Origin of the sequence: Pacificibacter maritimus, from assembly GCF_003814915.1 — a bacterium.
GTDB classification, from domain to species: Bacteria; Pseudomonadota; Alphaproteobacteria; order Rhodobacterales; family Rhodobacteraceae; genus Celeribacter; species Celeribacter maritimus.
This window is the reverse complement of sequence record NZ_RKQK01000001.1, coordinates 54418-69281: the sequence shown is the minus strand read 5'-3', so window position 1 is coordinate 69281 and position 14864 is coordinate 54418. Positions and strand designations below refer to the sequence as shown.

The 14864-nt window shown below is 53.0% G+C and carries 12 protein-coding genes; 10 read left to right on the top strand and 2 right to left on the bottom strand.

From position 1 onward, the window contains the following. Position 1 precedes the first annotated feature (1 nt). From EDD53_RS00210 to EDD53_RS00165, 10 genes are all read left to right on the top strand, one after another. The gene (locus EDD53_RS00210) at positions 2 to 1465 is read left to right on the top strand and encodes an NAD(P)-binding domain-containing protein (RefSeq protein ID WP_123791202.1); all 1464 of its coding nucleotides are present in this window, start codon (positions 2 to 4) and stop codon (positions 1463 to 1465) included. Continuing rightward, positions 1462 to 2328 (top strand): alpha/beta fold hydrolase, encoded by an 867-nt coding sequence (locus tag EDD53_RS00205; RefSeq protein WP_123791201.1) that lies wholly within the window; start codon positions 1462 to 1464, stop codon positions 2326 to 2328. Before EDD53_RS00210 ends, EDD53_RS00205 begins: the two co-directional genes overlap by 4 nt. Continuing rightward, the gene (locus tag EDD53_RS00200; RefSeq protein WP_123791200.1) at positions 2322 to 3242 is read left to right on the top strand and encodes an ABC transporter permease; all 921 of its coding nucleotides are present in this window, start codon (positions 2322 to 2324) and stop codon (positions 3240 to 3242) included. The genes EDD53_RS00205 and EDD53_RS00200 overlap by 7 nt, the downstream gene beginning before the upstream one ends. An 11-nt stretch (positions 3243 to 3253) precedes the next feature. After that, positions 3254 to 4111, top strand: coding sequence for an ABC transporter permease (locus tag EDD53_RS00195; protein ID WP_123791199.1), 858 nt, complete (start codon positions 3254 to 3256; stop codon positions 4109 to 4111). Then, positions 4108 to 5298 carry a M24 family metallopeptidase gene (locus EDD53_RS00190; protein ID WP_123791198.1) on the top strand — a complete coding sequence of 397 codons (1191 nt, stop codon included), beginning with the start codon at positions 4108 to 4110 and terminating at the stop codon, positions 5296 to 5298. The genes EDD53_RS00195 and EDD53_RS00190 overlap by 4 nt, the downstream gene beginning before the upstream one ends. Position 5299: 1 nt before the next feature. Further along, positions 5300 to 6310: an ABC transporter ATP-binding protein gene (locus EDD53_RS00185; RefSeq protein WP_123791197.1), complete on the top strand. Its 1011-nt coding sequence runs from the start codon at positions 5300 to 5302 to the stop codon at positions 6308 to 6310. Continuing rightward, complete coding sequence (locus EDD53_RS00180) at positions 6307 to 7218, top strand: ABC transporter ATP-binding protein (RefSeq protein WP_123791196.1); 912 nt, start codon at positions 6307 to 6309, stop codon at positions 7216 to 7218. The genes EDD53_RS00185 and EDD53_RS00180 overlap by 4 nt, the downstream gene beginning before the upstream one ends. A 43-nt stretch (positions 7219 to 7261) precedes the next feature. Continuing rightward, the gene (locus EDD53_RS00175) at positions 7262 to 8755 is read left to right on the top strand and encodes an ABC transporter substrate-binding protein (RefSeq protein WP_123791195.1); all 1494 of its coding nucleotides are present in this window, start codon (positions 7262 to 7264) and stop codon (positions 8753 to 8755) included. 71 nt (positions 8756 to 8826) lie between these two features. Further along, a complete protein-coding gene (locus tag EDD53_RS00170) occupies positions 8827 to 11013 on the top strand; it encodes a molybdopterin-dependent oxidoreductase (RefSeq protein WP_123791194.1) in 2187 nt (728 codons plus the stop codon). A gap of 199 nt (positions 11014 to 11212) precedes the next feature. After that, positions 11213 to 11758 (top strand): MarR family winged helix-turn-helix transcriptional regulator, encoded by a 546-nt coding sequence (locus EDD53_RS00165; RefSeq protein ID WP_123791193.1) that lies wholly within the window; start codon positions 11213 to 11215, stop codon positions 11756 to 11758. A gap of 46 nt (positions 11759 to 11804) precedes the next feature. On the opposite strand, the gene EDD53_RS00160 is transcribed toward EDD53_RS00165, so the two are convergent. After that, positions 11805 to 12887: a mandelate racemase/muconate lactonizing enzyme family protein gene (locus tag EDD53_RS00160; protein WP_170162647.1), complete on the bottom strand. Its 1083-nt coding sequence runs from the start codon at positions 12885 to 12887 to the stop codon at positions 11805 to 11807. After that, positions 12884 to 14821, bottom strand: a complete 1938-nt coding sequence (locus EDD53_RS00155) for a TRAP transporter permease (RefSeq protein ID WP_123791191.1) — start codon at positions 14819 to 14821, stop codon at positions 12884 to 12886. Before EDD53_RS00155 ends, EDD53_RS00160 begins: the two co-directional genes overlap by 4 nt. Positions 14822 to 14864: the final 43 nt, after the last annotated feature.

The following is a 14864-nucleotide window of genomic DNA, read 5'->3' as shown; positions in this document are numbered from 1 at the left end:
CATGACACCGCAAGACACAGTTCAAACTCTCCACGCGCTTGAAGCCCGCCTTGCCAAAGACATGTCGATGTTGGAATTGCCCGCCAAATCATGGGTTCCCAGCCGACATCACAACGGACAATTGGTTCGTGATGTTATCATCGTTGGTGCAGGAATGTGTGGCCTTGCAGCGGCTGCCAAACTGACCCTGTCAGGTGTGCAAAATATCGTTTTATATGATGCGGCACCAAAAGGGCTTGAGGGGCCGTGGTCCACCTTTGCACGCATGCAGACCCTGCGCTCGCCCAAAACTTTGGCGGGACCCGCGCTTGGGCTGCCTGCCCTGACATTTCGCGCATGGTTTGAAGCCCAATGGGGCACCGATGCGTTTGACGAGATGGATAAAATCCCAAAAGGGATGTGGATGGACTACCTGCGTTGGTATCGTGATGTTTTGCGCTTGCCTGTCACCAATGAAACCCGTGTGAGTGACATTCAAGACGGCCCAGACGGGCTGATCGCGGTGAAAATTACCGATGCAAATGGCACGCAGCAGACCTATTGTCGTCATCTGGTTTTAGCAACTGGGCGCTCAGGCTTGGGTGGTGGGGCTGTGCCTGATTTCTTGGAGGGTATTGATCGCCGTTTTTGGGCGCATAGCGCAGATGACATCGATTTTGCAGCGCTCAAAGACAAGCGTGTTGTTGTTATTGGCGCGGGCGCGTCAGCAATGGACAATGCCGCAACGGTGTTAGAAGCAGGCGCTGCACAGGTTGATATGCTGATCCGTCGCAAAAACATGCCGCGGGTGAACAAAATGACAGGTATCAGCAGCCAAGGCGTTGTGCATGGCATGCGCTACTTGCCAGACGCATGGAAATACAGGTTTTTTGACTACGTAAATGCGCAGCAAGTGCCCCCACCGCGATCCTCGACCTTGCGGGTCTCGACACACCCGAATTCGCGTTTCTTTATGGGCTGCCCTGTTGAAAAGGTGCGGGTTCGTGACGCGGCGCTTGAGGTGACAACACCCCATAAAACATTCGTCGTCGATTTTATGATCGCCGCCACAGGATTTCGAAATGACTTCACAGGGCGCGAAGAATTTTCCGCCTTTTCGGAACATATCAAAACTTGGAAAGACGGTATCTACAGCCCAGAGATGGGCCGCGGTTCGGCTTTTATGAATGACGCCCCCTATCTGGGAGAGGCCTTTCAGTTTTTAGAAAAAGAAAAGGAAAGCTGTCCGATGCTGGCGCGTATTCATTGTTTCAATGACGCGGCGATGCTGAGCCACGGCAAACTTTCGGGTGATATTCCTGCAGTTTCTGCGGGCGCAGAACGCCTCACCCGCGGGATCATTGCCGCGCTTTTTGCCGCCGATGTAGAAACCCATTTTGAAAAGTTACAGGCCTATGATGTGTCAGAACTACAAGGCGATGAATGGGTTGATGCCAGTGAAGACATTCGCGAGGCCACAGGATGAACCTTTTAGGACAAGAAGATTTCATAACCCTCAACAACTGTCGTTTTCGCTACCGTATAGCTGGTGAAGACAACTCAGAAACGATCTTTTTGTTGCATGGCGGGCGCGGGATCGGGGATCACATTGGTGAATTCACAGCCTATCAGGCGTTAAGCGATCAGTACCGTGTCATTGCCTATGACCAACGCGGTTGCGGCCGATCAGACATCGCCTATCCGCTGACGTTTTCGCAATATGCCGATGACCTTGATGCATTTCGACGCCATTTTTGTGGTGACGATGACAAGATCATTTTGCAGGGTGGCTCATTTGGCGGCATGATCGCCTTAACCTATGCTGTGTCTTATCAACAGCACCTGTCGCATCTCATTTTGCGCGGCACAGCCCCCAGTCACCATCACGAAGCTGAAGCGATTAAGATTTTCAAAGATCAGATTGCCAAAGTGCCATCTGCTTCTCCCGCCATGATCGACAAATTGTTTTCAGATCAGATCATTGATGACACCGAGTTGCGGCTGATCTGGTTGGCGCTTCAGCCGCTTTATTTCGAAAACTTTGACCCCGATGCCGCATTGGAACGCACACGCACGATGCATTTGCATGCCGAAACCCATAATGCTTTATTCAAAATCAAAGAACACGATCTGCGCGATGACTTGCCGAACATCACCGTGCCAACACTGGCCTTTTGTGGCGCAAACGACTGGATTTGCCCCCCCAGCCAAACAGACCTGATCGCTGACCTTTGTCCAAATGCCGAAAGTTGGCATGTGCCAGATGCAAATCATTCCTGCCATCAGGAAAAGAATGCGCTGGTTGTCGAGCATATCCGCAATTTTTTAAAGAGAGGCGCACCATGTTAGGTTTTGTTCTTCGCCGTCTTGGTGAATCCTTGCTGGCTGTCTGGGGCGTTGTCACCATCGTCTTTTTCGTAACCCGCATCCTTGGCGATCCTGCCGCTTTGCTTTTGCCGATTGGGGCATCAGCGCAAGATATTGATGCCCTGCGTGCCCAGCTTGGGTTGGATCAACCCTTGATGCTGCAATACGTTCAGTTCCTTGTGAAAGCCGTTCAAGGCGACTTTGGAACATCTTTTCAACACGGGCGCGATGCGATGCAAGTCGTGTTGGAGCGCCTGCCCGCGACAGCAACTCTTGCCCTGACAGCGATTGCGCTTGGTCTTGTAATCGGCGGGATCGCGGGATCTATCGCAGCGCTAAAACGCGGCAAGACCATAGAATTCATCGTGATGACCTTTGCCCTCTTGGGCCAAGCGACCCCCGTCTTCTGGCTTGGTATTATGCTCATCTTATTTTTCGGCGTGAACTTGGGCTGGTTGCCAACAGGTGGCTATGGAACGCTATCTCACCTTATCTTACCCGCCTTTACGCTTGCGGTTTTTGTTTCAGCGTCAATCGCGCGCCTCTTACGATCTTCAATGCTTGAAATCTTGCAAGAAGATTACATTCGCACCGCCAAAGCAAAAGGGCTGCTGCGTCATACGGTCTTCGTTTGGCATGTCGCGCGCAATGCTTTGATCCCTGTTGTCACGATGACTGCCATCCTGACAGGAGAACTTTTGGGCGGGTCGGTTGTGACAGAAACCGTCTTTTCATGGCCCGGTATCGGGCGGCTGATCATCCAAGCGATCGAGGCGAAAGATTTCCCTGTCATCCAAGCCGGTATCACCCTGATTGCTGTGATTTTTGTACTGATAAACTTTTTAGTCGACCTGTTGTACGGGGTGCTTGACCCTCGTATCCGTTCGGCTCGCTGAGGCGCAAAACAATGAAAAACCTTATAAAAGATTTAATGCGATCAAAAGCTGGCCTTATCGGTGCAATATTGCTGTTGCTCATTGTCTTCGTGGCTGTTTTCGCTCCGTTTTTGGATCTTCCAGATCCCACACGCGGCGATCTGCGTGCCCGATTGGCTGGCCCTACATGGGACGGATTGTTTTCACCCGGAGCCCATCCGCTGGGGACTGATGAAGTTGGCCGTGATATCCTGTCTCGCATGATCCACGGATCGCGAGTGACCTTGCTTGTTGCGACAACGGCTGTGGTGCTTGGCGGGATCGTTGGCACAGCTTTGGGCATTTGGGCGGGCTATAAAGGCGGGCTGGTGGACCGCGTGCTTATGCGCCTTGTAGACATCCAGTTGGCCATTCCGCTGATGCTATTGGCGCTGCTTGTTGTGGCGGCTTTGGGGCCATCTCTGCGCAATGTGGTTTTGGTGCTCGCTTTGACATCTTGGATCAGATACGCCCGCATCATTCGTGCACAGGTTCTCAGCTTGCGCGAACGTGAATTCGTCCAATCAGCGCATGCGATTGGCGCCTCGACCATGCGCATCATGTTTTTTCATATTCTGCCCAATGTTTTAACGCCTGCCTTGGTTGTCGGCACTTTGGAACTGGCTCGGATTATCATCATGGATTCCGCGCTGTCGTTCCTTGGCCTTGGCGTACAACCCCCGACGCCTTCCTGGGGACGGATGCTGGCCGATGGGCGGGTATATATTTCATCAGCGTGGTGGACAGTCACCTTTCCTGGCCTCGCTATCGTTTTGACCGTTTTGTCAGTGAACCTATTTGGCGACTGGCTGCGTGACTACTTTGACCCAAAGACAAGGAACAAAAAATGAGCATCGACGCGACCGCACTTCGCCCCCGCATTTCACGCCTACAAGCTGCAATGGCTGCTGAGGGCATAGATGCACTTGTCTCATTCAAGCCCGAGCATACGTTTTACATGTCTGGCTTTAACCCAGTTCTTTATTCACATCCTGTGATTGTCATTTTACCTGCAAAAGGCGCGCCCACTTTGCTGGTGCATGCCCTGCGGGTTGCCCATGGGCGTGATGAGGGCTTTGTGGATGATTTGCGTGCTTACGGCGTTTGGTCAACGACGCAAACAATGGGACCCAAATGGGAAGACGCTTTGCAACAAATCCTGATCGAAAAGGGATTGGACAGCAAAACGATCGGCGTCGAAGCTGATGCGACACCTGTCGCGCGTTGGAAAACTGTTGAGAGTTTGGTCCCTTCGGCGACGCTTGCCGACAGTTCGAAACTTATTGATCGATGCCGCCTGATCAAAGATCCCGACGAAATTGCAAATGCCCGCATCGCTGCTGATCTAGCAGACCGTGGTATGAATGCTGCGGTGGCAGAATTGGCCGCAGGCGGTACAGAACGCGATGCTGTTGCCGCCTCTACCAAGGCCATGAATGATCACTGGCGCAAGCATTTGCCTGATATCGAAGTCGCCGATTTTGGCGGGCTAGAGGGCGGTGCAGTCAGTGGGCTTTATACATGGGTTTTGTCAGGTGAAAGGATGTTCCGCAACTGCGATAATTCCATTATCCGCAAACCTGAAAGTCATGATGCCTGCGCTATTTTCATCTGGGCAATTGCCAATGGGATCCATGCTGAAAACGAAAGAACTGTGATCTTTTCTGATGTACCCGAGGCAAACCGCGCAGCGCTCAAAACAATTCTAGATATCCGCGAAGAAATCATTCCGATGATGAAACCAGGCGTGCCACTGGCAGAGCTCTATCACATCACGAAACGCCGCTTGATCGAAGCAGGATACGAAAAAAATATCCCTGGCCGTATCGGCCACACGATCGGGATCGGTGCGCATGAACATTATTCACTCGACGGGGTGACCGACGTGATCATGGAGCCTGGGATGATGTTCACACTTGAGCCAAACCTGCGCGTCCCCGATCAAAATGTTTCCACCCAGATCTCAGACACAATTCTGATCACAGAAGACGGTCATGAGTTTCTAACCAAGTCGCTTGGCGGCTTGATCGAGGTTTAAAATGGCACCGCTTTTGGACATACGAAACCTCACGGTCGAATTCGACACGCCTGAAGGAACCGTCCATGCGGTGAATTCGCTCAGCTATTCGGTCGAAGCGGGCGAAACATTAGGCATCGTGGGCGAGTCTGGTTCGGGAAAGTCCGTGCATATCCTCGCGATGATGGGCTTGCTGCCCATGCCGCCCGGTCGGATCGTCTCTGGCGAGGCATGGTTCGACGGGCAGAACCTGATGGACATGAGTGACCGCGAATTGCGCGCCGTGCGTGGTGGTCAAATCGGAATGGTGTTTCAAGATCCTATGTCCTCGCTCAATCCTGTTCTAACTGTCGGGCGGCAGCTGCGCGAAGTGTTGGTGCGCCATACCGATTTGACGGGTACTAAACTGCGGGCGCGGATGATTGAACTGCTAGAAATTGTCGGCATCCCCCACCCAGAAGCACGGCTCGACCAGTATCCACATGAATTTTCAGGCGGTATGCGCCAGCGCGTGATGATTGCCATTGGCATGGCCTGTAATCCTCGGCTTTTGGTCGCGGACGAAGCCACCACAGCTTTGGATGTCACTGTGCAAGCGCAGATCCTTGATCTGGTCCGCCAATTGAAACAGGATTTCGGCACCACAGTTTTATGGATCACCCACGATATGGGGGTCGTTGCAGAATTGGCAGACACTATTCAGGTCATGTACGGTGGGCGTATTATGGAACGCGGCCCTGTCAGCCCTGTTTTCCGCACCCCGCATTCTGCCTATACACATGGCCTCTTAAAATCCTTGCCAGATGAGGGGGCGCGCGCTCAACGGCGGCTGTACCAAATCAACGGATCCCCGCCCAATATGGCCAATCCGCCAAAGGGCGACCCATTCGCCCCGCGCAATCCCTATGCAACCGAACGCTGTCTGAACGAAGTTCCCCCGCTGCGCGATGTGGGCGATGTGCCCGGTCATAAAGTGGCCGCTTGGTATGATTTGCCAGCCCTGCTTGCACAAGAAAATGAGGTCGCGAAATGACGCAACCAAATGTTTTAGAAGCTAAAAACCTGATGCGCAGTTTTGGCGGCGGCACTGGATTTTTTGATCGCAACAAACCCGTGATCCATGCCATCAACGGTGTTTCTTTCGAGATTGCCGAGGGCGAGACTCTGGGGTTGGTCGGCGAAAGTGGGTCTGGAAAATCCACCATTGGACGCGCTGTTTTGCAATTGGAAAAGCCTGATTCAGGGTCTGTAAAATTTCGTGGAACAGAATTGACGACGCTCTCCCCGCCGCAGCTTAAACCCTACCGCAAGCACATGCAGATGATTTTCCAAGATCCTTATTCTGCGCTGAACCCCCGCATGAAAGTGGGCAATTTTGTCGCAGAACCGCTGGTGGTGCATCAAGTGGAAAGCGGCTCAGCGCTGACCGACCGCGTGGCAGAGTTGTTTCAAACCGTCGGTTTGGACCCTTCATTTATGTCGCGCTACCCGCATGAGTTTTCAGGCGGACAACGACAAAGGATCAACATCGCCCGCGCCATCGCGCTTAATCCTGCGTTTATTGTGGCCGATGAGCCGATCACAGCTTTGGACGTTTCGATCCAAGCACAGATTGTGAACCTGTTCCAAGATCTGCAAGACCAATTGGGGTTGGCCTATCTTTTCATCGCGCATGACTTAAGTATGGTGCGCTATCTTTGTTCGCGCGTGGCCGTCATGCTGCGCGGCAGGATTGTAGAACTGGCCCCCACCGAACAGATTTTTGCGGACCCGCGACATCCCTATACGCAGTCCTTGCTGGCGGCGATTCCTGTGCCAGACCCTGACCGCAAACATCGCCCCCGTATCCCATTCAATGTGGCGCGCAATATCCCGCCACGTGATGCCCCGATGATCGAAGTTTCACCCGGTCATTATGTTCTTGATCAAGAGATCCAATAGAGGCTCAAGGCCCAACTCACCAACTCCAACACAAGGGAACGACATGAAAAATCTTCAAAAACTTCTGAGTGCGACGGCGGTTGCCGCTTGTATGACCACCTCTGCTTTTGCTCTGGATATCACGATTGCACAGACCTCAGCGGTCAACACATTGGATCCCCATGCATCCGCTTCAGTGGGTCTTGATCTGTCAGTGCTCAGCCATATTTACCCAACATTGTTGCTGCGCGCGCCAGATTACAGCCTGCAACCTTCGCTTGCCACCGAATGGAAAGCCATCGACGATTTGACATGGCAGTTCACGCTGACGCCTGATGCGACCTTTGCCAATGGCGAAAAACTCGATGCCCAGACTGTCGCTTGGAATATCAACCGCGTGACAGATGCCGATAATCCAAAACGCATTTCATCATGGTTTTCACAGGTTGAAAGCGTCAATGTGATTTCTCCAACCGAATTCCAGATCAAAACATCTTCGCCCTACCCTGCTTTGGCAGATCAATTGTCGATGTTTATGCTGCTTCCGCCCGAATGGGCTGAAGCTAATGACCCGACCTCTGAAACGATCTCGGGATTTCTCTATGAAATCTCAGAATACGTACCGGGTGATCATATTACACTGAAACCGAATGAAAGCTACTGGGGCGATGAATCTGCGAAATTCGACAGTGTGACCTTCCGCGTGATCCCCGAAACCGCCAGCCGCATCGCTTCGCTTTTGGCGGGTGAAGTTGACATGATCAACAGCGTGCCAGCCTCTGAATTGGCGCGGATTGATGCAAGTGACATGGCATCCGCAGGCGCGGTTGACAGCACGCGCTCCGTTTTCATTAAATTCAATACGGAAAAGGCACCGCTGGACAACAAGCTGTTTCGCCAAGCTTTAAACTATGCCGTGGACAAAGATCTGATCGCAGAAGCCCTGTTTGACGGGCGCGCCAACGTGTCTGCTTGCCAAGTGATGACGCCAGATTATTTCGGCTTTAACCCCGATTTGACGGCTTATGAATACGACCCAGAAAAGGCCAAGCAACTCTTAGAAGAGTCTGGCGTTGACCTCAGCCAACCTATTGAATTTGAATTGCCTTCTGGTCAATATTTGCAAGGCGCCGAAGTGACTCAGGCTGTGGCACAGATGTTCGAAGATGTCGGTGTCAAAACCGAAATTCAATCGATGGAATTCGGTGCATATCTTGATAAATACCGTAAAGCTCACGATCTTGGGCGGCTGTCATTGCTAGGCCAAGCATGGGCGACAATCGATGCAGACGGTCTATTGACCTTGTTCAAACCAGGTAATCAATATTCCTACTGGAATGATGCAACCTTTGACCAACATTTGATTGCAGGCGGCTCTACCACGGATCAAGACAGCCGTCTCGCCGCCTATAAAGCAGCAACTGAAGTTATGTGTGACGAAGCGCCTGTTGTCTTTTTATATGCGCAGCCCGCAACCTACGGCGTGTCCTCGCGTGTGACCTACCAACCCCGCGGTGACGACTGGATGCGTGCATTTGACATGATGCCCGCTGAATAGGTTTTTGGCCCAAGCTACACCACCAAGCATCCCGAAAATCGGGGTGCTTTCCAATTCAGGAGGACGAAACGTTGGAACTTTTTGCCAGTCACTTTGGAGCCTATGAAGTTGACCGAACAACAGGCACTCCAACGTTGCGCCCCTTCAGACACGATCCCTGTCCCTCTCCTTTGGGGCAGGATTTTCTATCGCTCGCCGATGACCCAGAACGCATTTTATCCCCCATGGCGCGCCGTGGCTGGTTAGAGGGCGATGCAGGGGCCAAACGTGGACAAGATGATTTTGTTCCCATTGACATGGACCAAGCGACGCAATTGGCCGCACATGAACTGGACAGGGTGCGGAAGGCCTATGGCAACCGCGCCATTTTTGGCGGATCCTATGGCTGGGGCAGCGCAGGCCGATTTCACCACCCACAAAGCCAATTAAAACGGTTCTTGAACATGGCGGGTGGTTTTGTCTCTGCACGCAACACTTATAGTTACGGCACGGCAAAAGTTCTTATCCCCCATCTTGTCGGCGACCAATATGCCGATCCCGGCGGCTTGAACCCGACATGGGATCGCATCATCGACGCACAACCATTTATTTTGTCTTTTGGCGGGATGCGCCTGTCAAACGCACAGGTGGAAGCAGGTGGAACAGGCGCGCATCGGATGCCCGCATATTTAGAGAGTTTCATCAAGAACGGCGGCGAAATGCTGACCCTATCGCCCGATGCGCGTGACGCGCCTGCTGGTGAACACCTTGCGATAAATGCAGGCGCTGACGCGGCGGCCATGCTGGCCATGGCCCATGTATTGCTGGTCGAAAATGCTATAGATCACAGCGCAGTTCACAAAATATCCACGGGGCTAGATGCATTTTGCGATCTGTTGCGCGGCGTGGATGATGGTTTTGAAAAATCGCCAGAGTGGGCCGCGCCGATCACAGGCATCGACGCAAAAACACTGCGCGACATTGCGCGGCGCTTGTCACACGGGCCTGCATTGATAAATCTTGCATGGTCCCTTCAGCGCGCAGTGAAGGGGGAACAACCCTATTGGGCGGCCCTCGCGCTTGCTACGATTTCGGGGCAAATTGGGCGGTCAGGCTGTGGCATTGCCTATGGTCTTGGCGCTGTTTCATCTGTTGGCGTTCCGTTGCGCCGTCTCAAAGGTCCTGCATTTGAACAAGGCCCCAACCCTGTATCTGACTATATCCCTGTGGCGAGGATTACACAGATGTTGGAACAACCAGGTCAGCAGATCGCCTATAACGGAGACAAGCTAACCCTGCCTGATATTCGGCTGATTTGGTGGGCGGGTGGAAATCCGTTTCACCACCACCAAGACCTGAACCGTTTGGCAAAAGCGTGGCGCCGCCCTGAGACGGTCATCGTCCATGACAGTGTTTGGACAGCCACCGCCCGTCACGCTGATCTGGTTTTTCCATCCGCCACCTCATTTGAGCGTCAAGATATTGCTGCGGGATCACGCGATGACTGGCTGTTCTTAAGTACGCAGGTCATGGAGCCGCCACAAGGTGTTGAGACCGATCACAGTGTGTTGTCTCGCATCTCTAAACATCTTGGTTTTGCAGATAAATTCCACGAAGGCCTCAGCGCAGATGACTGGATCGCGCGCCTTTACAAAGGGTATCAAACGGCTTTCCCTGAGCTGCCAAATTGGGAACAATTCTGCCAAGACGGTTTCGCGCATCTGGCACCTCCAGCCCCTGAAGACGTCGAACAACCGCTAGAAAAATTCGTCGCCGCGCCGCAAACTTGGCCGTTGTCGACCCCGAGCGGTAAAATCGAACTCATGCCAAAATTGATGCAAAAAACTGGACTTTTATCCAGCTTTGAACCCGACTCTACAAGGGCTTCACTCAGGTTGCTGTCGCCGCAACCCGCACAACGTCTTCACAGCCAACTCAACATGTCGCCCACTGCGCAGGCCGCACGCAAACACGGATGTGAAATCGCGCGCGCACACCCCAAAGAGTTAGAGCGCGCAGGTGTAAAGAGTGGCGAAATTTGTCTGCTTTCAAACCAAAACGGCACAGTGCAGATCGTGATTGAGGCCGATATAAATGTCATGGAAGGTCATGTCACCTTGGTCACGGGGGGATGGTACAATCCCGTGAAACGCGAGGCGCATCAGGTGGATTTGGGCGGAAATCCAAACACATTGACTGCGGATCTTGGATCATCCGCTTTGTCCCAAGGCGCCAGCGCAGGCGGAGCTTGGGTCGATTTGCGTCCCTCCACGTGGTAACACCGCATCCAACGGTGCCCGTATAAGAGTTTCGATCCATAAAGTACGGCGCAGAATGTAGCAGAAACCAAAGGTGTCAGTGCGGATGTGCGGAAAAGAACTGGGGGTTGAAACTATCCTTGAACTCAACATGCTTGCGATTGTTACTATAAGGTATACAATAACAACAAACTAGTTTGATGTTGAATGGGAGGCCAGAATGGCTGTTGGTGGAAAGATCGATGGGATCGGCGATCAAGATGACGATATCCGTTACTTGTTTTCGTATAATCTGCAACGGCTGGCATCGCTTTCATCGCGCATTGCTTTGCTGGACATCAAGCAAGATTTTGGAATCAATATCCATGATTGGCGGGCGATGGCGGTTTTGGATTTCTTAGAAATCGCACCATTGCAAACACTTGCCAAGCGCGCAGGCGTGCAAAAAAGTCAGATGAGCCGTACTGTTTCTGCCTTAGAAGATCGCGGTTTTATCGAAAGAGACATCAACCCAGAAGACAAGCGCAGCGTTCATCTGCGCCTTACGCAAACAGGACGCGATCTGGTGGCTAAAATTCTAGCAGCCTCACGCGATCGCAACCGCCAAATGTTGCAAAACCTATCTGACGAAGAGCGCTGCGAACTTATGCGGCTCATGGAAAAGATCACAGTGGGATCGCTGGATTATCTGCGTGCTTTGAAAGGTGAAAGCACCCCCAATCGGCCCCCACCACCTGCAACGATTTTCGAAACCGAAATTCTGTAATCCTGCCAGTCCTCGGTACCTTTAGTCCTGCCAGTCCCCGGCCTCTTTATTTATGCCAGTCCCCGGCCCATGGCGTGAGGCGATACTGACCAAAACCCACCCCATCAGGGGGCATAAGCACCCCGTTTTCGATGACAGGCCAAAGGTGGTCTTCGTCGTCAAAATGCGTGAACTCAGCGCATTCGGCTGCGCCCAAAACAGGGCAAACTGCCGCCAATGTCGCGGTGGCAATCGCCACCAAGGGGCCGCCAAAGGCCGTTCCTATACGCGCATATACGTTACGGTTGGCGGCAGTAATCGCCATATCGCGTGCAGGCAGTATGCCACCACCGCGCGCCAGTTTCAGGCACAGGCCATCTGCCGCATTTGCCGATAAAAGCCTGTCCACATCCGAAGCGTGAAACAGACCCTCATCTGCTTCTAGTCGGGTGGTGGCATGGTGCCGAAGGTAAGCAAGCACGGCAGGATCATCAGCCGGAACAGGCTGTTCGATCGCCCAAACTTTGTAGGATTTTAACGCAGCCTCAAATCCAACAGCCGTCACTCGATCATAGGCCTGATTGGCGTCAACAATCAGCGACACATCAAAACCAACAGCGGCACGCACGGCTGCAACTCTGGCGACATCCACCTCCATCTCGCCAGTCGCTTTCAGCTTCAATGCGGTATAGCCTTCGCCGACCAAACTGGTGGCAATTTCAGCCATACAGGCAGGGGATTTCACGGGGATAATGCGCAGCACTTTAACAGGGCGGTGAGTTCCGCCCAGCAAGGTCGCGACAGATATGTCTGCGCCGCGCGCGCAAAGATCGAGCAGGGCCATTTCCACGGCAGAGCGTGCCGCATTGCTAACCTGTGAACAGGGGCCAAGGCGCATCAAACAGGCTGCAAGGTCTGAGGTCTTGGCGCCCAGAAGTGCAGCTGCAATTTTGCGCGCTTCAGCCATAAGTTCCTTTGGCGTGGTATTGAGGTGAGGTAAGAACGGCGCGTATCCTTCCCCCATTACTTGTCCCGCAGACAAGGCCACTCTGACACCTTGTAAGTTAGGCACATCGCGCCCTGCATAATGCCATTCGGGATCTAGATTGCGGTGCTGAACAGGCATCACCGACCAAGCGTTTATTTTCATTGTGCCAAGGCTGTTCGTTTCCGCGAGATCACACCAAAGATCACCACGCACAAACACAACCCAAGGCCCAGAATATCTGTGCGCGCCTCTGGAACCAGCAGGCATAGCCCAGCGCCCCCCGACAGGACGCGCACCAGCTGAGGCAGGCGGCCGATGAAGTGAAGGTAGCCCTCAAAAGCGCAAGCGATCAGCCAAATAGCCACGCCTGCTGTGCCCACAGATTGCAAGATTTCCCACAGATCCCCGCGCAGAATAAGGGCTGGGTTGAGCACAAAGGCGAATGGTAAAATGAACAAGATTGACCCAAGGCGCATCGCTTTCATACCTGTGCGCAGGTTGCCGCTGCCAGCTATACCTGCGGCCACGACAGCAGCAAGAGCCACGGGCGGCGTGATGTAAGACAACATACCCCAGTACAGGATAAACAGATGGCTTGCGACGATATCAAGGCCTTGCTGCGTTAAAGCGGGCCCGAGGATGATGGCGAGGAAAATATAGCAAGCGGATGCTGTCATCCCCATGCCCAAAACAAAGCTTGTGATCGCGCCAAAAACCAGCAGCAGATACACATTGTCACCCGCAGCGAAGACCAATTCACGCGATACGGAACTGCCAACACCTGTGATCGACAAAGACCCGACAATCAGTCCAATCCCTGCAAGAATGCCGTAGAGGTAGGCTGATGAGCGACCTGCTTCGAGTACAGTTTCTGCCAGCAGTGTCCATGTCTGTTTGGGGCTGCGCAAAATGGCAAATGTCAGCATGAAGCCTGCGCTAATAAAAGGCGCGCTGCGTTCCATTTGTGCAAATAGGATCAAGCCGACCAACATGAGAACGCCGACCAGATGCGGCCACCCCTTGCGCAGTGTTTTGCCAAGATCAGGCAATTCTTCTTTGGGCAATCCAGCTAAGCCATTGCGTGCAGCATAGGCATCGACTTGCAGCAACAATGCCGCATAAAACAGCACAGCGGGCAAAATCGCGGCCGAGACAACCGTGGCATATGGCACATTTAAAAATGAGGCCATGATGAAACCAGCGGCCCCCATGACTGGGGGCATGATCGAGCCACCTGTTGACGCACAGGCCTCAACCGCGCCTGCATAATGCGGGGGGTATCCACAGCGCTTCATCGTCGGGATGGTAAAGGCGCCCGTTGAAATGACATTGGACACGACGGACCCAGAGAGCGATCCAAACAGGCCTGATGAAATGATCGACACTTTCGCAGGCCCGCCCCGCGCTTGACCCAATAAAGCTGATGCAAAATCCATAAAGAACTTGCCCCCGCCCGTGACTGTCAAGGCCGCGCCAAACAGCAGATAGCCAATGACCAGTTCACTGACGACTTGCACAGGGACACCAACGATCGCCCCTGACCCCATGACAAAGGCCGATAGGGTTTCTCGCGGTGTATACTGACTGCCCCACAGCAGGCCTGGCATGTAGTCGGCCACAATCGGAAAAACAGCAAAAACGAGACAGATATAGAATAACACTGTGCCGCCAGTGCGTCTAAGCCCCTCAAGGATAAGTACAAATAACGCCAAAGCCGCCAAAGTGGGCAATATAGGCGCTTCAAAATCCCAACCGCGGTTGATGATATCACCCGCGATAGAGGCGAAATATATCCCAGTGCCCAAGGATATGGCAGAAAAGACCCAGTCATGTACGGGCACGCGCAGGGCTTCGGAATGGCGCATTGGAAAGGTCAGGAAAAGCACACAAAAGAACATCCCGATTAGGGCGTAATAAAACCCTGTTGAGGGCAATTGAAACCCTGCAATGCGCAACAAAAAAACCTGATTGGCGACAAGCAACAGCGCGAGGGCTGTGATAGGAAAGACCACCCAACGGGCTTGGTGCAACCGCGATGTTACGGGCAGGTCAGTCGCAAGAGCGATATCTGTTTCGGTCGTTACTTGGTCAGCCATGATGAACCTATCTGGATAAGTGTTTGCGGTCGAGGAAATCCCC